Source organism: Brevundimonas sp. S1H14 (assembly GCF_047716865.1).
Lineage (GTDB): Bacteria > Pseudomonadota > Alphaproteobacteria > Caulobacterales > Caulobacteraceae > Brevundimonas > Brevundimonas naejangsanensis.
In genome coordinates this window covers 991798-1012328 of the sequence record NZ_CP136679.1, presented here as the reverse complement: position 1 = coordinate 1012328, position 20531 = coordinate 991798, and the positions used below count along the sequence as shown (strand labels likewise).

Genomic DNA, 20531 nt, shown 5'->3' with positions numbered 1-20531 from the left:
GCTTCACAGGCGGGAATGAAAAAACGGCCCCTTCGCATGAAGAGGCCGCCTTGATCGCAGAGGGTTCAGGCCGGCTCCGCCGCCTTCCAGTAATCCAGGCGCCGGAAGAAGGGCGTCGGATCCTTGGGCGTGACGAGATTGGCCGGGTCGTGAAACAGCCGGTCATGCAGGCGCGTCAGGGTGAAGCGCACCGCCGCCGCCGCGCCGAGTTCCGGCAGGGCCTGACGCTCGGCGTCCGACAGGGGCCGCACCGACTCATAGCCCTTCTGGAAGGCGCGCAGGGCGGACGGCAGAGGCCGTCCCTCGGCGTCGAAGCCCCAGGCGCTGAGCGCGATGGCCAGGTCATAGGCCAGCACGTCGACGCAGGCGAAATAGAAGTCGATCACGCCGCCCACGTCGGTCGCCCCATGCTCGTTCACAGCAAACAGGACGTTGTCGGGGAAGTAGTCGGCGTGGATCGGGCCGCGCGGCAGCGACGGATCGCTCCACGGTCGGGCCAGATCGGGCAACAGGCGCTGCATCTGCTCCAGCATCCGGCGATCCTCGCCCGCCGCGACCGTGTCGCAGCGCGCGGCCAGATCGGCCCAGGCGCGCGGCCCGACCGGGTTCTCGCGCACCCCGTCATAGTCGGCGGCGTCCAGATGCAGCAGGGCCAGAACCTGACCGGCGCGATACTGATCCTTGTCCGTCGGCTGACGCTTCCAGGCGCCAAGCGTCCATTCGACGATGGCGGCGGCGCGATTGTTCAGCCGGCCGATCACCAAGCCCTCGCGATCCGCCACCGGCGCGGGCGTAGGAAAGCCCTGCGCCGCCAGCCGCCCGGTCAGACCGAGGCAGAACGGCAGGGCCGAGGCCTCGGTCCGCCCCTCGAACAGGGTCAGGACGTAGGCCCCCTGATCCGTCACCAGACGATAGTTGGTGTTCTCGACCCCCTCGGCGATCGGGGTCAGTTCGACCAACCCGCCGAGAGGGTAGCGCATGAGATAGTCGTCGGCCTGTTGCGGCGTGACGGGCGTGAAGACGGCCATGACTAGACAAGCTCCGCAGCGGCGCGCCGGGCGCGCATGACGTCGGCCACATCGGCCAGAACGCTCTCGGTCGTGGCCCAGCGCCCGGCGCCGCGCCCCTTGCACGTCCACACCCGGCCGTCCTGACCATAGACTTTCAAGGCGTTGCGCTCTCCGTTCAGCGACAGGAAGAGCGCGTCCTGAAGTTCGCCGTCAAGGCGGACATAGGCGTTCAGTTCGCCGTCGCGGTCGAAACAGGCGCCGATCTGGCGCACCGGCGCGTCGCCCAGCGGGGTTTCGGTGGCCAGCACGTCGCGCGGCAGGGCGTCGGGCGAACGGCCGAAGGCCTCGAACGACAGCAGTTTGACCTTGGCCTCGGCGTCGAAGCCTTCCAGGTCCGAGGACGGGTCCTCCTCGGCGAAACCGGCGGCGCGGGCGTCGGCCAGGGCGTCGGAGAAGGTCGCCCCCTCGCCCAGACGTTGCAGCATGAAGTTGACCGTGCCGTTCAGCACCGCCTCGAAACCGACCACCGGACCGGCGGCGCGGGCGGCGCGCAGCGTTTCGATCATCGGCGAGCCCCCGCCGACCGAAGCCGACCAGGCGACCCGACAACCGTTGGCGTCTGCCAGGGCCTGCAGCCCTTTGGGATCGCGGGCCACGGCCTGTTTGTTGGCGCTGACCACGTCGCAGCCCGCCTCCAGCGCGCGGCGGATCAGGGCGTGGCCCGCCTCGCCCTCGGACAGGGCTTCCAGCAACAGGTCCGGTTTCTTGGCCAGCAGGGCGTCGACGTCATTGGTGAACAGTTCAGCCGGGGCGGCCACGTCGCGCGGCTTCTTGGGATCACGAACCAGGACGCCGACGACTTCAAAACGGCTGTCGGGCAGAAGGCGGCTGAGCAGGCCGCCGCCGACGACCCCGCACCCGGCCACGGCTACCTTCAGCGCCGCCGCCGCCTGCACCGGCCCCGGAGGGGCGCCGCGATCGCCGACCACCGTACCCTCGGCGCGGCCCAGGGCGGCCACTTCGATCTCGACCGCGCGGGCCTGAGCCAGGTCGATGGCGTCATGCTGGACCAGCGCCCCGCCCACCTGACGCGCCGTCTCCCACGAGGCGCGGCGATAGCGCAGGGGCGTCCCCGCGCTGACGGCCGGATCGCGGTCGTAGAGGCCGTCCACATCCTTGACCAGACGCACGCGGTTCAACCCCAGCTCGGCCGCCAGAACCACCGCCGTCAGGTCGGATCCGCCCCGGCCCAGCAGGGCGACGCGGCCGTTGGGCCGGACCGCGCCGAATCCCGGAACGACCACCACCTCATGCGCCTCCAGAGCGCGCTGGAGCTGATCCCCCTTCAGGCAGACGGGGCGAGCGTGCTGGCTGGGCCCTTCGGCGACGATGCCCAACTCCCGCACCGACAGGCCGATGGCGTCCAGCCCGACCCGGTCACAGGCCACGGCGACCAGGGCCGCGGCCTTTTCCTCGCCCAGCACGACATAGGCGGGCAGAAGCTCGTTCTCGTGGTCGAGGCCCAGGCTGCGCGCCTCGGACAGCAGCTTGTCGGTCTGGCCGGCCAGGGCGGAGACGACAGCGACCACCTTACGGCCGGAGCGGACGTGGCTGTAGATTTCGCTGGCGACGGCGGGGGCCTGAGAGGCGTCGCGCAGAACGGACGAACCGAACTTCAGCACCACCACTTCGGCGGCCGGGGCGAGGGCTTCGACCGGTTTGGGCTGATCGGCGACAAGGGCGAGAGAGGCGGACATGGACGTTTCCTGAAGGCTGGGTCTGGGAGGATTTTTAAGAGAGATCGGCGGGGTCGGAGTGGATTTGAGGCAATAAAAAACCCGCCCGGAGGTCCGGGCGGGTGATCGGTTTTCTGCGTGTCTCGCCCTAAACGGCGCGCATCATCCGGTCCCCGCCCGCAAGGGCATGGTGGTGGTACCGGTGGTGGTAATCATGGACGCGAAGAGACCCGTCGCCGAGGCGGCGATGGTGGTCGTCTTCATGCTGGCGAGGCGGTAAGGCACAGGCGGCGTCCGGTTGAAAATCGTGCCTTAGGGTGAGCCAGGGCGCCGCGTCGCGTCAACCCCGCATCGAAATAATTTTTCTCGACATCGCCCCAACAGGCCCATTTGGCCATCACCATGGGGCGCTTTCGCCCAAACGGGGTGAAATTTTTCGCTTGACCGGCGCTCTTCGCAACCGCACCGTAAGCTCACTCATCAAGACCGGCTGAGGGATTAGGCCCTTTGACGCCGGGGCAACCATCGGGTTCCGCCCGAAACGGTGCCAACTCCTGCGGGGTTCTTCGGGCTTGCCTGAATGGACCGCGAGAGATGGGTGGAGCGTCGACGAGGCGACGCGCCACAGGTCTGTCACTGCATGGGTTCCTTGGCGAGCCGTATCTGCTGAGTGACCGAGACCAATGACCCTGGCCCTGATCGACCCCGCCGCCCCCGCCGAAGAGCCCGCCTGTCGGGCGGCTTCCGCGCGCCGCCCGTCCAAACTGCTGCAACGCGAGGGCGCCCATGACGTCGTGGTTCCGATCCCGGACGGTTTCGAGCTCGATTTCGGCGGAACCCTGACCCAGAAACAGGTCATCGGCCGCCTGCACGGCAAGCCGGGCGCCCCCCTGATCGTGGTCGCGGGCGGGATTTCCGCCGACCGTTACGTCCATCGCACCGAGACCAAGGGACTGGGCTGGTGGTCCGGCGCCGTTGGCGTGCGCGCGCCGATCGATCTGACCCGATTTCGCGTCCTGGCCTTTGATTTCGCACCGGAATTCGGAGACGGCGTGACGGAGCCGAAGACGCCGCTGACCATCACCACCCAGGATCAGGCGCGGCTGCTGGCCCATCTGCTGGACCATCTGGGCGTGGACAAGGTCGCCGCCTTTATCGGCTGTTCCTACGGCGGCATGATCGCCCTGGCCTTCGGCGAGCTCTTCCCCGACTGGGCCGAGCAACTGGTGGTGGTGTCCGCCGCCCACCGCCCTCATCCGCTGGCCACCGCCTGGCGCGGCATTCAGCGCCGCATCCTGCAACTGGGCCTTGAGACCGGCCGCATCGATCAGGCCGTCGGCCTGGCGCGCGAACTGGCCATGACCACCTATCGCACCCAGGAAGAGTTCGGCGACCGCTTCGATTCGGAGGCCCCAAGCCATGCGGGCCAGGCCTATCCGGTGTGCGACTATCTGACGGCGCGCGGGCGGGCCTATCGCGACCGCACCACCCCCGCCCGCTGGCTGACCCTGTCCGACTCCATCGACCGCCACCGCGTCGAGCCCGAGGCGATCAGCGCCCCCGTCACCCTGGTCGGCTTCACCACCGATCGCCTGTGCCCCATCGACGACATGAGAGAGCTGGCCGACCGTCTGCCCAACCTCTGGCGCTTCGAACAACACGCTTCCGTCTACGGCCACGACGCCTTCCTGAAGGAAGACAGACTGGTCGCTGAAATTCTGACTTCCGTATTGAAGGATATCGACCAATGAGCCGCGCCCGTCCCGCCGATCCCCGCACCATCGCCGCCCGCTCGGGCGTCGATACGGACACGGCCCACGGCGCGGTCATGCCGGCTCTGTATCTGTCGTCCAACTATTCCTTCGCCGCCTTCGGCCAACCGCGCAAATACGACTATTCGCGCTCGGGCAATCCGACCCGCGACGTGCTGGCCGAGACGCTGGCAGAGTTGGAAGGCGGCGCCGGCGCCGTCATCACCGCCACCGGCATGGCGGCGGTCGACCTGCCGCTCAGCCTGCTGGAGCCCGGCGACCTGCTGATCGCGCCGCACGACTGTTACGGCGGCACCCACCGCCTGCTGTGCGCACGCGCGAAGAAGAGCCATTTCCGCGTCGCCTTCGTCGATCAGAACGACAGCGCCGCCCTGGACGCCGCCCTGGCCGACGGCTGCAAGCTGGTGCTGGTCGAGACGCCGTCCAACCCCCTGCTGCGCGTCACCGACATCGCCGAGGTCTGTCGCCGCGCCCACGCCGTGGGGGCCAAGGTGGTGTGCGACAACACCTTCCTGTCGCCCGCCCTGCAACGGCCGTTGGAGCTGGGCGCCGACATTGTGGTCCACTCGACCACCAAATACATCAACGGCCATTCCGACGTGGTCGGCGGCGCCGTGGTCGCGGCCGATCCGGCCGATCATGAACAGCTGGCCTGGTGGGCCAATTGCCTGGGCGTCACCGGCTCGCCGTTCGACGCCTATCAGACCCTGCGCGGCCTGCGGACCCTGTTCACCCGCATCGAGCGCCAGCAGGCGACGGCGGGCGCCGTGGCCGCAGCGCTGCAGCAGCACCCCGCGGTCAAGGCTGTCCACTATCCGGGCCTGACCAGCCACCCCGGCCATGCACTGGCGTCGCGCCAGCAGTCCGGGCCGGGCGCCATGCTCAGCTTCGAGCTGACCGGCGGGACCGAAGCCGTGCGCCAGGTGATCGAGCAGCTGGAAATCTTCACCCTCGCCGAATCTCTGGGCGGCGTCGAAAGCCTGATCGCCCACCCGGCCACCATGACCCACGCCGCCATGACGCCCGAAGCCCGCGTGACGGCAGGCATCACCGACGGGCTGTTGCGCCTGTCGGTCGGACTGGAGCATCAGGACGACGTCCTGGCTGACCTGATTCAGGCGCTGGATACGGTGACGCTGAAGGCGGCGGCGTAATACAGGCACACGATTCTCCCTCCCCTTCATGGGGAGGGAGAATCCAGCGCTTAAGCCACCGCCCGCGCCAGGGCCTCCATCCGCCCGCGCGCGTCCAGATCGCGCGCATCATCCAACGCGAACTGCCCCATCATCCGGTCCAGCTCGACCGCGTCGGAGGCCAGAGCATGGCTGGCGGCGGTCGACTGCTCGACCATGGCCGCGTTCTGCTGCGTGACCTGATCCATCTGGGTCACGGCGATATTGACCTGTTGCAGGCCGCTGGACTGTTCCTGCGACGAGGCGGCGATCTCTTCAGCGATCAGGGTCAGGCGTTCGATCTGACCGGCGATCCGCTCCAGCGCCTGGCCGGTATCGCCGACCAGAGCCACCCCCGCCCCGACCTGACGGCCGGATTCCGAAATCAGCGTCTTGATCTCCTTGGCCGCCGAGGCCGAGCGCTGGGCCAGCGCCCGCACCTCAGACGCCACGACCGCAAAGCCGCGCCCGGCGTCGCCTGCTCGCGCCGCCTCCACACCGGCGTTCAGCGCCAGCAGATTGGTCTGGAAGGCGATCTCATCGATCACGCCGATGATGGCGCTGATCTGGTTGGACGACTGCTCGATGGCGCCCATGGCGGCGATGGCGCGGCCGACCACAGCCTGTCCTTCGACGGCTTCGGACCGGGCGCCGCGCACTACGCCCCCCGCCTCAATCGCGCCCTCGGCCGAACGGGCCACGGTGGCGGTGATCTGCTCAAGGGCCGCCGCCGTCTCTTCCAGGCTGGCGGCCTGCTGTTCAGTGCGACGCGACAGGTCGTCGGAGGCCTGCGAAATCTCGCGGGCGCTGGCGCCGATGGCGGCGGCGCGTTCAACGATGACCCGCATCACGCCTTGCAGCTTGTCCATCGCCGCGTTGAAGTCGGCGCGCAGGCCTTCATATTCCGGCGCGAACGGGTCGTTGAGACGGAAGGCCAACTGGCCGCCCGACAGACGCTCAAGCCCCCTGGCCACGCCGTCGACGACCTGGGCCTGCTGGCGGGCGGCATCGGCGTCGCGGGCGGCCTGCTCCTGACGCTCAATCTCCGACGCGAGGCGCGCTGTTTCGGCCTCGGCTTCCAGCCGCACCTTCTCCTCGGCGTTCTGTTTGAAGGTCAGGACAGCGTCGGCCATCCGACCGATCTCGTCGCGGCGGCCCACCGCCGGGATGGCGACGTTCAGATCGCCATCGGCCAGGCGGCTCATGGCGCGGGTCATCGCCTCGACCGGGCGGCTAAGGGCGCCGATGAGCCACAGGGCGGCGCCCACGGCGATGGCCAGAGCCAGCACCCCGCCGATGGCGAAGGAGACATAGGCCTGAACAAAGGCGCCGGATTTGGCTCGGCCGACGACCTCTGCCTCTGCGGCTTCCTTGGCGCGGATGGCGGCGACGGCCGTACGGATATCGGTCAGCTTGGCCACCTGTCCGACCTGGGCCAGAGCCTCGCCGCGAGCGGCCGGATCGCGAGCCTCAGCCATAATCGCCTGAGCCTGCTCCTGAAAGGCGGCGGCGGCAGCGCGAATCTGCGCCTGCTCCTGCCCATAGACGCCCTTGATGTCAGAAGCCGCCAGATCGGCCAGGCGAACAGGCAGGTCGCGCCGTCCCGCTTCGTACTGTTCCAGCACGGCCGTATCGCCGGTCAGGACATAGCCGCGCATGGCGTTCTGCTGCTCGACAGCAGCGGCCAGCAGGCGGTCGGACGCCTTCAACACCTCGCGCGAGGTCAGGTCCGCCGCGTCGGCGCGCTGCAGGGACGCCACGCACCACAGGACGATCAGGGTCGCCGCCCCGCAAGCCCCGATCACGGCCATGAAGGACAGGATCAGCTTCTTGGGTACGGACAGGTTATGCAGCATGACTCACGGCTCAGACAGGGGGAGGTTCAGCCTCGCTCCTAACCCGCCGTTGTTCGACAAAGTGTTAGCGCCCGCCTGCGGGCATCTACTTAGTCGCGCTCACAGCGCCTTCAGCACCACCGAAAACGCCGTCAGCAACAGATAGACGGCGAAGGCCCGGCGCAGGATCTTGCGGTCCAGCCGGTGCGCCAGCCGCGCCCCATAGGGCGCGGTCAGCGCCGTCAGCAGTCCCATGATCACCGCCGCCGGCACATTGACATAACCCAGCGACAGCGGCGGCCGCCCCGGCGCATCCCAGCCGAAGAAGGCGAAGCCCAGCGCCGCCGCCGCCCCGATGGCCAGACCGAAGCCCGAGGCGGTCGCCACCGCCTGATGGATCGGCCGCCCGCACAGGGTCATGGTCATGCCGCCCAGACTACCCCCGCCCACGCCCATCATGGCGGACAACAGGCCGATGCCTGTCCCCACGCCGCGACGGCCCCAGCCCGTCGGCAGGTCTTTTCTGAGCGTGAACCGCTCGGGCATCAGCCCCATCTGCGCCGCGACCAGCAGCAGGCAGGCGCCGTAGACGACCGCCAGCCCCTCCATCGAGGTGAAGCCCGCAATCGCCGCCCCGACCAGTCCGCCGAACGCCACCCATGGCGTCCAGGTCTTCAGCACCGTCTCATCCACCGCCCCGTGCGCCCGGTGCGTGGCCAGGGACCTCAGCGAGGTGGCGACGATGGTCAAAAGCGAGGTGCCGATGGCGACGTGCAGATTGCTCTCGCCCCCGACGCCCAGCACCGAAAAAGCGTAAAACAGTGCTGGGACAAGCACCGTCCCGCCGCCAACGCCGAACAGGCCGCCGATCACTCCGGCGATCGCGCCGGCCCCAGCAAGCGCGGCGAGCATCAGGGCGAGTTCGGAAAGGGGAAGGGCGCTCATGGCTTGGGCATAGCCGCAGCCTTGGCCAGCGTCATCCCGGAAGTTGCGCCAACCTTCCCCTACCGTTCGTCATCCTCCGGCGCCCGTGGGGCGACCGGGGACCCAGCGGCGCCCGGAGGGCGAAACTCCACGCGCCGCGCCTGCAGCAAAGATCGCCTTCGGCGCCGCTGGGTCCTCCGGTCAAGCCGGAGGACGACGAAAGAAATAGGGTGACGCCTAAGGGATCAGGCCGCTTCTTCGCTCTCGCCCAGACGGGCCTTTCGCGCCTCGGCCTCTCGGACGGCGTCGACCGCGCGATCGACCACCTCCAGCCCCGCACCGGATTTCACCCCCTCGACGGTCAGGATGCGGCGGAAGGCGCGCGCCCCTGCCCGACCGTGCATCAGCCCCAGCATATGGCGGGTCATGCTCGCCAGATTGGCGCCTTCGTCCAGCCGCGCGGCCATATAGGGACGATACCGCTCCAGCGCCTCGAACACGTCCACATCCGGCGTCGCCTCGCCGAAAATGCGTCGATCCACCTGTCCCAGCAGGGCTGGCTCATGATAGGCGGCGCGGCCAAGCATGACGCCGTCCAGTTGCACCCCGTCGTCAGCCTTCAGATGCGCCTCGGCCTGATCCAGATCGCCGATCCCGCCGTTGATGCAGATGGTCAGATGCGGCCGCTCGCGCTTCAGCCGACGCACCAGTGCGTAGTCCAGCGGCGGCACGTCCCGGTTCTCTTTGGGCGAAAGGCCTTTCAGCCAGGCCTTGCGGGCATGGACGACAAAGTGGGTGATCCCTACCGCCGCCGAGGCGTCGACCGTGGCGAACAGGCTTTCCTGCGGGTCCTGATCATCGACGCCGATGCGGCATTTGACGGTGGCGGGCACGGCGACAGCTTCTCTGATCGCCGCCATACAGTCCGCCACCAGCTCCGGCTCGCGCATCAGACAGGCGCCGAAGCGGCCCGACTGCACCCGATCCGACGGGCAGCCGACGTTGAGATTGATCTCGTCATAGCCATAGGCCTCGCCGATCTTCGCCGCCTCGGCCAACTGAGCCGGATCCGAGCCGCCCAACTGAAGCGCCACCGGATGCTCGACCGCGTCGAAGCCCAGCAGACGGTCACGATCCCCGTGGATCACCGCCGGCGCCGTCACCATCTCCGTATACAGAAGGGCCCGCGTGCTCAGCGCGCGGTGAAACGCCCGACAGTTGCGGTCGGTCCAGTCCATCATGGGCGCCACGGACAGTCTGTACGCTGGGTGCATCGGCGTTATTGGGAGACATCAAGAAAGGCGGAAGGGTCGCTATATAGGCGAGACCCTCATCAAATGCGATGACGCGCGGCATGGCGGCCCATACTGCGGCTTCGGGCGCCAGCGACCATCCCGCTCCCCTGGCCAAACCAGTTTAGCGCAGCAGAAGACACCGTCAGGTCCCCTTGCGCAGCGCGGCCGCCGACGTTTCTGAAGGCGCGCTGTAACCGTTACTCGCACATGGACCGAACCCGGATATATCCGGGATAAATTTGCGATTCATCGAGCATTACGTCATAATCGCTCGATTATAGAGACAACATAAGATTGCGGCGACGAATATATGTTCATATTCGTCGTGACGTTTTTTGTTCTTGTGTTGCCTTCCGAATAAAGAACTGGAGAGGCAATCATTCCAGCCTGCAAGCATAAACTCTAAGATATTCGGACTAAGCGATATTTCCGCGCGCCGATTCCATGTCCGCACTCCGTATATTGGGAATGCTGGCGATCGGCCCTCTTTCGCCCCGATTTTTTGCGGCCGCAGAGCCGCCTGCGACGGGGCCTGTCACCCATCAGCCCAAAGTGAATATGCCCAAGCAAAACCGTATCGCCATCATCGGCGCCGGCCCGTCGGGCCTGGCCTTGCTCCGCGCCTTCCAGTCCGCCCGTGACGAGGGCGCCGACATCCCTGAAATCGTCTGCTTCGAGAAGCAGAAGGACTGGGGCGGCATGTGGAACTACACTTGGCGCACCGGCATGGACGAGAACGGCGAGCCGGTTCACGCCAGCATGTACCGCTATCTGTGGTCGAACGGCCCCAAGGAATGTCTCGAGTTCGCCGACTACACCTTCGACGAGCATTTCAAGAAGACCATCTCCTCCTATCCCCCGCGCGAAGTCCTGTGGGACTACATCCAGGGTCGGGTGAAGAAGGCGAACATTCGCCAGTACATCCGCTTCAACACCGCCGTGAAGGACGTGGTCTTCGACAAGGCGTCCGGGCAGTTCACCGTGACGGCCAAGGACTATTCCGCCGGTCGCCGAACGTCAGAGACTTTCGACCATGTGATCGTCGCCACCGGCCACTTCTCGACGCCGAACGCGCCGTCCTATCCGGGTTTCGACCTGTTCCCCGGCCGTATCCTGCACGCGCACGACTTCCGCGACGCGGCCGAGTTCAAGGGCAAGGACGTCCTGCTGATCGGCTCCAGCTATTCGGCCGAGGACATCGGCTCTCAGTGCTACAAGTATGGCGCGCGGTCGGTCACGACCAGCTATCGCAGCCAGCCGATGGGCTATGACTGGCCCAAGGGCTGGGAGGAGAAGCCCTGTCTGACGCGCGTGGACGGCAAGACCGCCCACTTCAGCGACGGTACGCGCCGCGACGTCGACGCCATCATCCTGTGCACCGGCTACAAGCACCACTTCCCCTTCCTGCCGGATGAGTTACGCCTGAAGACCAGCAACCGTTTGTGGCCGCTGAACCTGTATGAGGGCGTGGCCTTCACGCCGAACCCGAAGCTCTTCTACCTGGGGATGCAGGACCTCTGGTACAGCTTCAACATGTTCGACGCCCAGGCCTGGCTGACGCGCGACATCATCATGGACCGGATCCAGCTGCCGTCACGCGCGGACATGGAGGCCGCCAACGACCAGTGGCGCGAGAAGGAGGTCGCCATCCGCACGGATGAAGAGGCCTTTGAATATCAGGGCGAATACATCAAGCGCCTGATCGCCCAGACCGACTATCCTGATCTTGATATCGATAACATCAACAGGATCTTCCTGCAGTGGAAGAAGGACAAGAAGGCCGACATCATGGGCTATCGCGACAAATGCTATCGCTCGGTCCTGACCGGCACTCTGGCGGCGCGTCACCATGTGCCGTGGATGAAGGCGTTCGATGACTCGCTGGAGGCCTATCTGCGGCTTCCGTCCGCGCGCAGCCAGGCCGCGCGCGCCTGATGCGCGGCCTCTCCTGCCGCCACCGCGCGGGCAGGAGAGGCCGCACCGGCGGCCCGGCACGAGGCGGGAAGGCGCTTAATCGCGCGCCACCTGAAAGCCGGCGAAGGACTGGCTGACCGGCATCAGCTCCAGCGCATTGATGTTCAGGTGCGGCGGCAGGGTCGCGACCCAGAACAGGGTCTCGGCGATATCCTCGCCGGTCATCGGCTGGGCGCCGCCATACAGGGCGTCTGACGCCGCCTGATCGCCGCCGGTGCGGACCAGGGTGAACTCCGTCTCGGCCATGCCCGGCTCGATGGAGGTGACGCGCACCCCCGTCCCATGCAGGTCCGAGCGCAGCCCCAGCGAGAACTGGCGCACGAAGGCCTTGGTCCCGCCATAGGCGTTGCCGCCCTTATAAGGGTAGGTCGCCGCCACCGAACTGATGTTCAGGATCGCCCCCTTGCGCGCAATCAGGCGCGGCAGCAAGCGGTGCGTCAGCGTCACCAGACCGGTGATGTTGGTGTCGATCATCTGGCGCCACTGGGCCAGATCGGCCTCCTGCGCCATCGCCGTGCCCAGCGCCAGACCGGCGTTGTTGATCAGCACGTCGATATCGCGAAAGCCCTCGGGCAGGGCGTCCAGCGCCGCGTCGATGGCGGCCTCGTCCCGCATGTCGAAGGGGGCCGCATGGACCCGATCCGCGCCCAGTTCGGCGACCAGTTCGTCCAGACGCTCCTGACGGCGCCCGGTAGCGATCACCTTCCAGCCCGCCCCCGCAAAACGGCGCGCCGCCGCCCGGCCGATGCCCGAGGTGGCTCCGGTGATCAGAATGACGCCGCTCATGATGTCCGTCCTTGAGGCTTTACTGTCGGGCCGACTTAATCCCGCACCAGCCCGCCGTCGACCACCAGATTCTGTCCCGTCACCGCCCGGCTCCACGGCGAGGCGAAGAAGAGGGCCGCATCGGCGAACTCTTCCGGCGTGGTGACTGAGCGCAGCGGCGTCATGCTTGCGATCAGGTCGAACACCGCCTCGGGCGTCGCGGCGCTGGCGTCCGTCGTCCGCAACAGACCGCCCGAGATCATGTTGACGGTGATCCCCGACGGCCCCAGATCGCCCGCCGCCGTCCGCGTCAGGCTGAGCAGGGCGGCCTTGGCGGCGGTGTAGTCATGGTAACCCACCACGGGATTTTGAAAGAGGTTCGTCCCGACGTTGATGACACGGCCGAAGCCTTGCGCCCCCATGCCGGGCGCCGTCGCCTGAATGACGTTCAGGGCGCCCCGGATCACGGTGGCGAACTGACGCTCCATGTCTTCCCACGGAATGTCCGCCATCTGGGCGCGGGCGTCGCCGTTGAAGCTGTAATCCAGCGCATTGTTGACCACGGTGCTGACCGCCCCGCCGAAATGCGCCTCAACCTTCGCGACCATGGCGTCGACGCCTGCGCGGTCCGTCACATCGGCCTGAACGGCCAGCGCCCGCTCGCCCAGTTCAGCCGCCAGCGCCTCGGCCCGCTCGCCGCTGTTGCGCCAGTTGATCGCCACCCGCGCGCCCTGCCCCGCAAAGGCCCGCGCCGCCGCCGCGCCCACGCCGCGCGCGCCGCCGGTGATGAGAACGATCTGATCGCGGATTTCCATGAGAACAACTCGCAGCTTCTGAACCGACCTCAGCCATAGGCCGTGGCCGTGATGAAGACCAGCCGACCCTGAAGAACAGTGGTTGCATTTAGCATGTTTCCTAATTAGCTTCCTACCTATGAACAGCCTGTTCAAGGCCCTGTCCCATCCGGTGCGACGGCGCATCATCGCCATGCTGCGCAAGGGGCCGCTTGCGTCCGGCGACATCGCCGCCGCTTTCGACATGAGTTGGCCGACCATCACCGGCCATCTGAATGCACTGAAGGAGGCTGAACTGGTCAGCACCGAGCGCGACGGCCAGTCGATCCGCTATCGGCTGGAGATTTCGGCGGTCGAGGAGGCCCTGGCCTTCCTGATGGACCTGAGCGGGACGGGCGAAACAAAGGAGGAGGACCGTCATGACTAGAGTGAAACTGGACGCCCTGGATCTGGCCTCGATCATTCTGATCGGCGCCGTCGCCTCCCTCGCCATCTGGGTCGGAACCGCAGGCCCGACGACGCCGATCCCCATCCATTTCAACCTGGCGGGAGAAGCCGACGACTGGGCCCCGCGCGGCCAGGTCGCGTGGATGATCGGCGGCCTCGGCGTCGCCGCCGCCGCGACCGTCGGCGGATGCAGCCTTTACGCGCGGCGGGCTCAGGCCGATCCCGCGCGCCGGCGTAGCCTCAAGAGCGCCCAGCTGGTCAGCCTGCTGGCCTTCGCGGGCTGCATCGGTCTGATCGCCTTTCCTCTGTTCAGCAAGGCCCCGCCAAGTCAGGGTGCGCATATGGCCGTGACGGCTCTGCTGTTGCTGGTGGTCGGCGCCTTCCTCGGCCGCGTCGGCCCCAATGTGGCTGTCGGGGTGCGCACCCCGTGGAACTATAAGAGCAAGCTGGCGTGGGAACGCTCCAACCGCCTGGCCGGGCGGCTGATGTTCGGCCTCGGCCTGGTCGGCCTGATCGCCGCGCCGATTGCGCCCCAGCCCCTGGGGTTCAGCGCCCTGATCACCGGCGTCCTGATCGCGACCGCCTGGTCGGTGTTTGAAAGCTGGCGCGTGTGGCGCGCCGATCCCGACCGACAACCTTTCTGACCCCTGCCCATCCGACGACGGAGACGACCATGCTGCCCCTCGCCGCCGCCTTGCTGCTCTCACCGGTTTCGACGCCGGTCGAGCTGCCATCCAGCCCCGCGCCGCTGCACGGAACCCTGCTGTCGCCCGAAGGCCAGACGCGCGCCGCCGCCATCATCATTCCCGGCTCGGGACCGACCGACCGCGAGGGGAACAGCCCGCAGTTCGGCATTCAGGCGGCGACCTATCGCCTGCTGGCCGAAGGATTGGCCGAGCGCGGCGTCGCCACCGTTCGCATCGACAAACGCGGCATCGGCGAGAGCGCCGCCGCAGGCGCCTCCGAAGCCGACCTGCGCTTTTCAGCCTATGCCGAGGACGCCCGCGCCTGGGCGGCCGAGACGGCGACGAAAACGGGCCGCCCCTGCGCCTGGCTGATCGGCCATAGCGAGGGCGCGCTGGTCGCCCTGGCCGCGGTCGCCGCCAAACCCGACGGAGAGGGCGACGACAAGGTCTGCGGCCTGGTGCTGCTGTCCGGCGCCGGGCGTCCGGCGGGCGTCGTGCTGCGCGAACAACTGGCCGCCCTGCCTGAACCGCTGAAGACTGAGGCCTACGCCGCCGTCGAGGAGTTGGAAGCGGGCCGCACGGTCGCCAATCCGCCTGCATCGCTGGCGGCGCTGTTCCGGCCGTCGGTCCAGCCTTACCTCATCTCCTGGCTGGCGCTGGATCCGGCGAAGCTGGCGGCCGCCTACGACGGCCCGCTCTTTATCGGTCAGGGCACGACGGACATTCAGGTGACGCTCGCCGACGCCGAAGCGCTGAAAGCCGCCCAGCCGCGCGCCGAGCTGGCGATCTGGGACGGCGTGAACCACGTCCTGAAAGTCGCGCCTGCCGAACGCGCCGCCAATATCGCGACCTATATGGACCCCGCCCTGCCGCTGGCGCCCGGCGTGGTCGAGGCGGTGGCGGATTTCGTGCTGAGGTAAGCTCTTCTCCCCTTGCGGGAGAAGGAAAGCGGTCACCCGTCCAGTTCCGCCCGCGCCTGCTCGGCCAGGTCGAAGAAGCGGCGGCGGACCTCGGCGGCGAAGGGGTTGTCGTGTTCGATGGCGCGGAACACCGCCGCGCTGTCGTGGCGAACCATGTCGACGCCCTGCACCACGCGCTCGAAACTGGTCGTGGTCATCCGCGTCGGCAGCGGCTCCATGGCCAGCAGCACCTTGGCGATCAGATGGGTCAGGCCCTGCACCGTCGCCGCCTCGCGGTCGTGATCCTCGGGCGTGACGACGAAGACCTTGAGCCCCAGCGCCTTCCTGCAGAAGGCGGCGACGCGCCACGCCGCCTTGTCGCCGCGCACGGGACAGACGGCGATCCTCAGCCCTGCGATTCCGTCCTTGCCGCTCTGGGGACCGAACAGAGGGTGTGTGCCGACGATGGCGACGCCTTCGGGCAGGCCGTCCAGCATCACCTCGGCCGGCTTCACCTTCACCGAGCCGACATCGAGGATCAGCGCGCCCGGCGCCAGATGCGGCGCGATCGCCGCGACCGTCTCGGCCAGGACGCCCACCGGCACGGCCAGCACCACCGTCGAACAGGCGGCCGCCTCCTCCAGCGTCGTCATTCGGGCGAGCCCCTCGCCGTCGCTGACCGCCGGATCATGGGCGAGGATGTCGAACCACGGCGACAGATGCTTCGCCGTCAGACGCCCGAAGGCGCCGAAGCCGATCAGGCCGAGTTGAGAAGCGCCAAGGCGTTGCAAACCAACGCCCCTCATTCAGAGCCCTTCCTGCATTGCGCTGTCCACGCATCGAGCGAAGCTATTGCAAACTTTACGACAGGGCCTGGCGCGGGCTGCACATCATGCCACTCAACAAAAACGGCGTAGTCTCGCCACGACAGGACAGCGCGGCAGATTTCAGAGCAGGCATAAAGCACGCCGGGGAATTCGCTATCTCTGACAGGCTTGGATGGCAGCAGACTGATCAGATATTCATCATATCCCGTGACGGTTTCAGCGCTCTCGGTTCCAGCGTCGCCGATAGCTCGAAGAGACTGGTAAGGAATGGATACGTTAATACGGTCCACCATTGCGTCGGCCAAGCAAGACCCAGGTGCGGACGTTCGACTAACGCTGACAAACCGCTCATTGCCTTCGACATGGCACGCCACCGCAATTTCGCGGATCTCACACGGCGCATGAACGGACGCTTCCTCAGTGGAACACCCGGCCAAAAAGACCGAGGTCGTCGCCAACCCTGCGAAGCCGAGCAGTCCCCTCACCCCGCCAGCGTCTCCTGGAACCGCACCGGCTGGCCATGCGCCTGGCCGATCAGTTCGCCGTCCTTCATCACCACGCGGCCGCGCACGATGGTCGCCACCGGCCAGCCCGTCGCCTCGAACCCGTCGAAGGGGGTCCAGCCGCAGCGCGTGGCCTGCTGGTCGTGTCTGATTGTTCTCTTTGCCTTCAGGTCGACGATGGTCAGGTCGGCGTCATAGCTGACGGCCATCCGCCCCTTGTTGGCCGTGCCGAACACCCGCTGCGCCCCGCCCGAGGTCAGGTCGATGAAGCGCTCCAGCGACAGCCGCCCGTTCGCGACGTGGGTCAGCATCAGCGGCACCAGGGTCTGCACCCCCGGCATGCCCGACGGCGAGGCCGGATAGGGCTTGGATTTTTCTTCCTTGGTGTGCGGCGCGTGGTCCGAGCCCAGCACATCGGCCACCCCCTGCTGCATCCCCCACAGCCACAGGGCGTCGACGTGTTCCTGCGAGCGGATCGGCGGGTTCATCTGGGCATAGGCGCCGAGGCGCTGATAGGCCTCAGGCGCGACCAGGGTCAGGTGCTGGGGCGTGATCTCGACGGTGGCGACGTCCTTGTGGAAACGCAGGAACTCCATCTCGTCGCGCGTCGTGACGTGCAGGACGTGGATGCGGGCGCCGGTCTCCTTGGCCAGCCCGACCAGACGGCGCGTGGACATGATGGCGCTCTCGGCGTCGCGAACTTCCGGGTGGCTGGTCCAGTCGCCGGTGCGGGCCAGGTTGCGGCGCTCGACCAGGCGGTATTCGTCCTCGGAGTGGAAGGTGGCGCGACGGCGCACGTTGGACAGCACCTTGCGAACGCCCTCGTCGTCGGCGATCAGCAGGTCGCCGGTCGAGGCGCCCATGAAGACCTTGACCCCGCAGCAGCCCGGCAGGCGTTCCAGATCAGCCAGATGTTCGGCGTTCTCATGCGTGCCGCCGATGTAGAAGGCGTGGTCCGTCCACATCCGGTCGCGCGCCCGTGTCAGTTTGTCTTCCAGCGTGGCCGGATCGGTCGTGTTGGGATTGGTGTTCGGCATCTCGAACACGGCCACGACGCCGCCCAGCGCCGCCGCGCGGCTGCCGGTCTCCAGGTCTTCCTTCCATTCCAGACCCGGCTCGCGGAAGTGGACCTGGGTGTCGATGACGCCCGGCAGCACGGTCAGGCCCGTCGCATCGAACACCTCTCCGGCCGAGGCCTGCGACAGGTCGCCGATGAAGGCAATGCGGCCCTCGATGACGCCGACGTCCGCCTTGCCCCGCCCGGCGTGGTTGGCCACCTCGCCGCCCCGAACGATCAGGTCATAGGTCTGGGTCATCGCGCGCATCTCCTGAAGTTCCGGCGCTTATGCGCGCCGAAGGCTTGGAGACGCAAGCCGAGGGGGTCAGGCCGCCCGTTCCGCCAGCAGCCTTTTCGCCGCCTTCAAGACACGCTCATAGGGCAGATCCATCATGTGCTGGATGTGCTGGTTCAGGCGCGGGTCCAGTTCGCGGAACTCTTGCAGGCTGCGCGGGCCGCGCACGGCGACGCCCGTCCACGGGCGCTTCAACGTCTCGTCCGAGGGGCCGAAGACCGCCACCGCCGGCACGCCCGCCGCTGCAGCCAACTGCGTCCACAGGGAGTCGCCGCCCAGATAGAGGTCCGCGTGCGACAGGGCCGCGGCCGTCTGCAGACGCGTCAACCGCCCCTGAAGCTCGATCACCCGGTCGCGTTTGACGGCCGAGCGGATGGTCTGGGCCGCATCGCGGTCCGCCTCCTCGCCCACGATCATCAGCCGCCCGCCCGCCAGCGGCCCGCCTTCGCCCAGCAGGGAGATGGCGACCTTGGCGTATCGGTCGGCGGGCCAGCGCTTGCCGATCCAGTCGGCGCCCGGCCCGATCGCCAGAATAGGCCCGTCGCCTGACGGGATCAGGGCGTCGGCGGCCTCCTGCGTGTCCCGCTCGATGAACAGTTTCGGCGCCGGAATCTCGTCCAGCTGCAGGGTTCGCGCCGCCTGTTCGACCAGATGCACGCCCGGCAGGGTCTTGCCCCGCACCGCGCGCCGCTGGCGCCGCAGCTTGCCTGACAGGGTCGAGCCGCGCATGTCGACCACCAGACCCCAGTTCGTCTCGCGCACCTGGTTCCACAGGGCGATCCAGTCCCAGCGCCCGTCGCGATCCAGCGTGATCAGCCGCTGAAGACGCGGCAGATCGGCGAACAGCGGCGCGCTGGCCGGAGAGCCGACGACGGTGAAGGTCGCCTGCGGGATGGCCTCGACCAGCTGGGCCAGCGCCCCGGACGACAGGACCGCCTCTTCGGCGTCCGCCTCGGCGATATAGAGGATCGGAAAACGACCATGCATGATGTCAACCTATCCGGATTCTCAAGGCGATTCAGCGGCGAAACTGAAACAGGACCGGAAACCGGGCTTCATCGCGCCAGCGCCCGTCGCGCCGGGTCGAACGGGAGCACTTCCCTGATTGAAATCAGCGTCTTGAATGCGCGCACGCGGGCGTCGTCGTTCAGCATTTCACGCGTGAAGACTTCATAGGCCTCCATCGTCGGCACCACGACATAGAGGATCAGGTCAGTGTCGCCGGTCACATACCAGGCCGCCTGCACCTCAGGGCGAGCGGTCAGCTTGTCGATCAGGGCGTCCAGAACCGCCGTGCCCTCGCGTTCCATCTCGACCAGGACGTGCATGGTCAGGACGCGCGCCAGCCGGGCCGGATCGACCACCGCGACATCGGCAATGATGATCCCTTCGTCTCGCAGCCGCCGCAACCGCCGCGACACCGCCGATTCCGACAGGCCGACCTTGTCCGCCAGCACGCGCGCTGGCTGGAGATTGTCGCGGCGCACCAGGGCCAGCAGGCGACGGTCAAAGGAATCGAGGTCGGCGTTTTCTTGCATAGAGACTGACAATACGCGTGTTTCTTGCAACATGGCAGGCGAAATCGCCAAGAAAAACGAGCGGCTTTTCGATAGATTGCCGGCCATGTCCTCCCCGGTCCTCGTCCTTCGCCATCCGCGCCTGTCAGCGGTCCTGCCCTATCTCGCTCTGATCGGCGGCATGGTGTCGCTTTCGGCCGGCACCTCCTTCGCCAAGACGCTTTATCCGATGGTGGGACCGGCCGGGACGGCGGGCCTGCGCGTCGGGCTGTCGGCCATCATCCTGCTGGCGGTTTTTCGTCCCTGGCGCAGCGCCTTCACCACCAGCGACCTGCGCGCCCTGGCGGTCTACGGCGTGGTGATGGGGCTGATGAACCTCAGCTTCTACATGGCGCTGAACACCATTCCGCTGGGGGTGGCCCTGGCGATCGAGTTCATGGGGCCGCTGTCGGTCGCCCTGTTCAACTCGCGGCGGCTGATCCACTTCGTCTGGGTCGGACTGGCGGTGCTGGGTCTGGTTCTGCTGCTGCCGCTGGATGGAAACGTGTCGGGGCTTGATCCGGTCGGCTGCGCCTATGCGGCGGGGGCGGCGGTGTTTTGGGCGGGCTATATCGTCTTCGGCAAACGGGTCAGTCATCTGCCCAGCGGCTCGACCGTCGCCATCGGCATGACCTTCGCCGCCATGACCGTCGTGCCTTTCGGCGTCGCCGGCGCGGGCATGAGCCTTCTGGACCCCAAGATTCTGGCGCTTGGTCTCGTCGTCGCCCTGGTGTCCAGCGCCCTGCCCTACACGCTGGACATGGTCGCCCTGCGCCATATTCCCAAGCGCACCTTCGGCGTGGCTGTCAGCGGCGATCCGGCCATTGGCGCCCTGGCGGGCCTGTTCGTGCTGGGCGAGCACCTCACCAGCCAGCAGTGGCTGGCCATCGCCGCCATCATCGCCGCCTCGGTCGGCGCCGTGCTGACCTCGCCGTCAGACGAACAGCCGTTGCAGGATCCGGCCGCCCCGGCCTGATCTCAACG

19 protein-coding genes and 1 riboswitch are annotated in these 20531 nt (G+C 67.4%); of the genes, 7 read left to right on the top strand and 12 right to left on the bottom strand.

Annotated features, from left to right (window positions below; all coding sequences use genetic code 11):
• Window positions 1–65: 65 nt before the first annotated feature.
• The gene (locus RSD66_RS04925) at window positions 66–1028 is read right to left on the bottom strand and encodes a homoserine kinase (RefSeq protein ID WP_346523916.1); all 963 of its coding nucleotides are present in this window, start codon (window positions 1026–1028) and stop codon (window positions 66–68) included.
• A gap of 2 nt (window positions 1029–1030) precedes the next feature.
• Window positions 1031–2767, bottom strand: coding sequence for a homoserine dehydrogenase (locus RSD66_RS04920; RefSeq protein WP_415289218.1), 1737 nt, complete (start codon window positions 2765–2767; stop codon window positions 1031–1033).
• A gap of 453 nt (window positions 2768–3220) precedes the next feature.
• Window positions 3221–3347: riboswitch (SAM riboswitch) on the top strand.
• A gap of 82 nt (window positions 3348–3429) precedes the next feature.
• Here RSD66_RS04920 and metX point away from each other — a divergent pair.
• Together metX and metB are read left to right on the top strand one after the other, a co-directional pair.
• Window positions 3430–4497 (top strand): homoserine O-succinyltransferase MetX, encoded by a 1068-nt coding sequence (gene metX / locus RSD66_RS04915; RefSeq protein WP_346523918.1) that lies wholly within the window; start codon window positions 3430–3432, stop codon window positions 4495–4497.
• Complete coding sequence (gene metB, locus RSD66_RS04910) at window positions 4494–5672, top strand: cystathionine gamma-synthase (protein WP_415289217.1); 1179 nt, start codon at window positions 4494–4496, stop codon at window positions 5670–5672. Before metX ends, metB begins: the two co-directional genes overlap by 4 nt.
• A 50-nt stretch (window positions 5673–5722) precedes the next feature.
• On the opposite strand, the gene RSD66_RS04905 is transcribed toward metB, so the two are convergent.
• The 3 genes from RSD66_RS04905 to dusA all read right to left on the bottom strand — a co-directional run bounded on the left by RSD66_RS04905 (window position 5723) and on the right by dusA (window position 9723).
• On the bottom strand, window positions 5723–7546 hold the full coding sequence (locus RSD66_RS04905; RefSeq protein WP_415289216.1) for a methyl-accepting chemotaxis protein: 1824 nt from the start codon (window positions 7544–7546) through the stop codon (window positions 5723–5725).
• A 99-nt stretch (window positions 7547–7645) separates the two neighbouring features.
• Window positions 7646–8470 (bottom strand): sulfite exporter TauE/SafE family protein, encoded by an 825-nt coding sequence (locus tag RSD66_RS04900; protein WP_024353417.1) that lies wholly within the window; start codon window positions 8468–8470, stop codon window positions 7646–7648.
• Between the two features lie 224 nt (window positions 8471–8694).
• On the bottom strand, window positions 8695–9723 hold the full coding sequence (gene dusA, locus RSD66_RS04895) for a tRNA dihydrouridine(20/20a) synthase DusA (RefSeq protein WP_415289215.1): 1029 nt from the start codon (window positions 9721–9723) through the stop codon (window positions 8695–8697).
• A gap of 579 nt (window positions 9724–10302) precedes the next feature.
• Here dusA and RSD66_RS04890 point away from each other — a divergent pair.
• Window positions 10303–11679: a flavin-containing monooxygenase gene (locus RSD66_RS04890; protein ID WP_415289214.1), complete on the top strand. Its 1377-nt coding sequence runs from the start codon at window positions 10303–10305 to the stop codon at window positions 11677–11679.
• 75 nt (window positions 11680–11754) lie between these two features.
• Here RSD66_RS04890 and RSD66_RS04885 read toward each other — a convergent pair whose 3' ends face one another.
• Complete coding sequence (locus tag RSD66_RS04885; RefSeq protein ID WP_415289213.1) at window positions 11755–12504, bottom strand: SDR family NAD(P)-dependent oxidoreductase; 750 nt, start codon at window positions 12502–12504, stop codon at window positions 11755–11757.
• A 35-nt stretch (window positions 12505–12539) separates the two neighbouring features.
• The gene (locus RSD66_RS04880) at window positions 12540–13298 is read right to left on the bottom strand and encodes a 3-oxoacyl-ACP reductase (protein WP_415289212.1); all 759 of its coding nucleotides are present in this window, start codon (window positions 13296–13298) and stop codon (window positions 12540–12542) included.
• Between the two features lie 118 nt (window positions 13299–13416).
• Here RSD66_RS04880 and RSD66_RS04875 point away from each other — a divergent pair, with 118 nt between their 5' ends.
• From RSD66_RS04875 to RSD66_RS04865, 3 genes are read left to right on the top strand one after another with little or no spacing between them, the layout of a single operon-like run.
• On the top strand, window positions 13417–13704 hold the full coding sequence (locus RSD66_RS04875; RefSeq protein ID WP_313041560.1) for a metalloregulator ArsR/SmtB family transcription factor: 288 nt from the start codon (window positions 13417–13419) through the stop codon (window positions 13702–13704).
• Window positions 13697–14368, top strand: a complete 672-nt coding sequence (locus tag RSD66_RS04870) for an SdpI family protein (protein ID WP_415289211.1) — start codon at window positions 13697–13699, stop codon at window positions 14366–14368. Before RSD66_RS04875 ends, RSD66_RS04870 begins: the two co-directional genes overlap by 8 nt.
• A gap of 29 nt (window positions 14369–14397) precedes the next feature.
• Window positions 14398–15330, top strand: coding sequence for an alpha/beta hydrolase (locus tag RSD66_RS04865; RefSeq protein ID WP_415289210.1), 933 nt, complete (start codon window positions 14398–14400; stop codon window positions 15328–15330).
• Between the two features lie 32 nt (window positions 15331–15362).
• Here the strand turns inward: RSD66_RS04865 and RSD66_RS04860 are convergent, their stop codons facing one another.
• The 5 genes from RSD66_RS04860 to RSD66_RS04840 all read right to left on the bottom strand — a co-directional run bounded on the left by RSD66_RS04860 (window position 15363) and on the right by RSD66_RS04840 (window position 19529).
• Entirely contained in the window at window positions 15363–16115 is a 753-nt protein-coding gene (locus RSD66_RS04860; protein ID WP_415289209.1) for a prephenate dehydrogenase/arogenate dehydrogenase family protein, read from the bottom strand.
• Entirely contained in the window at window positions 16112–16441 is a 330-nt protein-coding gene (locus RSD66_RS04855) for a hypothetical protein (RefSeq protein ID WP_415289208.1), read from the bottom strand. The genes RSD66_RS04860 and RSD66_RS04855 overlap by 4 nt, the downstream gene beginning before the upstream one ends.
• A 176-nt stretch (window positions 16442–16617) precedes the next feature.
• Window positions 16618–17955, bottom strand: a complete 1338-nt coding sequence (locus RSD66_RS04850) for a dihydroorotase (protein WP_415289207.1) — start codon at window positions 17953–17955, stop codon at window positions 16618–16620.
• Window positions 17956–18021: 66 nt separating this feature from the next.
• Window positions 18022–18978 (bottom strand): glycosyltransferase family 9 protein, encoded by a 957-nt coding sequence (locus RSD66_RS04845; RefSeq protein WP_415289206.1) that lies wholly within the window; start codon window positions 18976–18978, stop codon window positions 18022–18024.
• A gap of 68 nt (window positions 18979–19046) precedes the next feature.
• Window positions 19047–19529, bottom strand: coding sequence for an Lrp/AsnC family transcriptional regulator (locus RSD66_RS04840; RefSeq protein ID WP_024353520.1), 483 nt, complete (start codon window positions 19527–19529; stop codon window positions 19047–19049).
• Between the two features lie 85 nt (window positions 19530–19614).
• On the opposite strand from RSD66_RS04840, the gene RSD66_RS04835 reads away from it, so the two are divergent.
• A complete protein-coding gene (locus RSD66_RS04835) occupies window positions 19615–20523 on the top strand; it encodes an EamA family transporter (RefSeq protein WP_415289205.1) in 909 nt (302 codons plus the stop codon).
• Window positions 20524–20531 lie beyond the last annotated feature (8 nt).

Bases quoted from the DNA above. Each gene is read 5' to 3' on its own strand.
- RSD66_RS04925 (WP_346523916.1), bottom strand. From the start codon at position 1,028: ATGGCCGTCTTCACGCCCGTCACGCCGCAACAGGCCGACGACTATCTC.
- RSD66_RS04920 (WP_415289218.1), bottom strand. From the start codon at position 2,767: ATGTCCGCCTCTCTCGCCCTTGTCGCCGATCAGCCCAAACCGGTCGAA.
- metX (WP_346523918.1), top strand. From the start codon at position 3,430: ATGACCCTGGCCCTGATCGACCCCGCCGCCCCCGCCGAAGAGCCCGCC.
- metB (WP_415289217.1), top strand. From the start codon at position 4,494: ATGAGCCGCGCCCGTCCCGCCGATCCCCGCACCATCGCCGCCCGCTCG.
- RSD66_RS04905 (WP_415289216.1), bottom strand. From the start codon at position 7,546: ATGCTGCATAACCTGTCCGTACCCAAGAAGCTGATCCTGTCCTTCATG.
- RSD66_RS04900 (WP_024353417.1), bottom strand. From the start codon at position 8,470: ATGAGCGCCCTTCCCCTTTCCGAACTCGCCCTGATGCTCGCCGCGCTT.
- dusA (WP_415289215.1), bottom strand. From the start codon at position 9,723: ATGCACCCAGCGTACAGACTGTCCGTGGCGCCCATGATGGACTGGACC.
- RSD66_RS04890 (WP_415289214.1), top strand. From the start codon at position 10,303: ATGCCCAAGCAAAACCGTATCGCCATCATCGGCGCCGGCCCGTCGGGC.
- RSD66_RS04885 (WP_415289213.1), bottom strand. From the start codon at position 12,504: ATGAGCGGCGTCATTCTGATCACCGGAGCCACCTCGGGCATCGGCCGG.
- RSD66_RS04880 (WP_415289212.1), bottom strand. From the start codon at position 13,298: ATGGAAATCCGCGATCAGATCGTTCTCATCACCGGCGGCGCGCGCGGC.
- RSD66_RS04875 (WP_313041560.1), top strand. From the start codon at position 13,417: ATGAACAGCCTGTTCAAGGCCCTGTCCCATCCGGTGCGACGGCGCATC.
- RSD66_RS04870 (WP_415289211.1), top strand. From the start codon at position 13,697: ATGACTAGAGTGAAACTGGACGCCCTGGATCTGGCCTCGATCATTCTG.
- RSD66_RS04865 (WP_415289210.1), top strand. From the start codon at position 14,398: ATGCTGCCCCTCGCCGCCGCCTTGCTGCTCTCACCGGTTTCGACGCCG.
- RSD66_RS04860 (WP_415289209.1), bottom strand. From the start codon at position 16,115: ATGAGGGGCGTTGGTTTGCAACGCCTTGGCGCTTCTCAACTCGGCCTG.
- RSD66_RS04850 (WP_415289207.1), bottom strand. From the start codon at position 17,955: ATGACCCAGACCTATGACCTGATCGTTCGGGGCGGCGAGGTGGCCAAC.
- RSD66_RS04845 (WP_415289206.1), bottom strand. From the start codon at position 18,978: ATGCATGGTCGTTTTCCGATCCTCTATATCGCCGAGGCGGACGCCGAA.
- RSD66_RS04840 (WP_024353520.1), bottom strand. From the start codon at position 19,529: ATGCAAGAAAACGCCGACCTCGATTCCTTTGACCGTCGCCTGCTGGCC.
- RSD66_RS04835 (WP_415289205.1), top strand. From the start codon at position 19,615: ATGTCCTCCCCGGTCCTCGTCCTTCGCCATCCGCGCCTGTCAGCGGTC.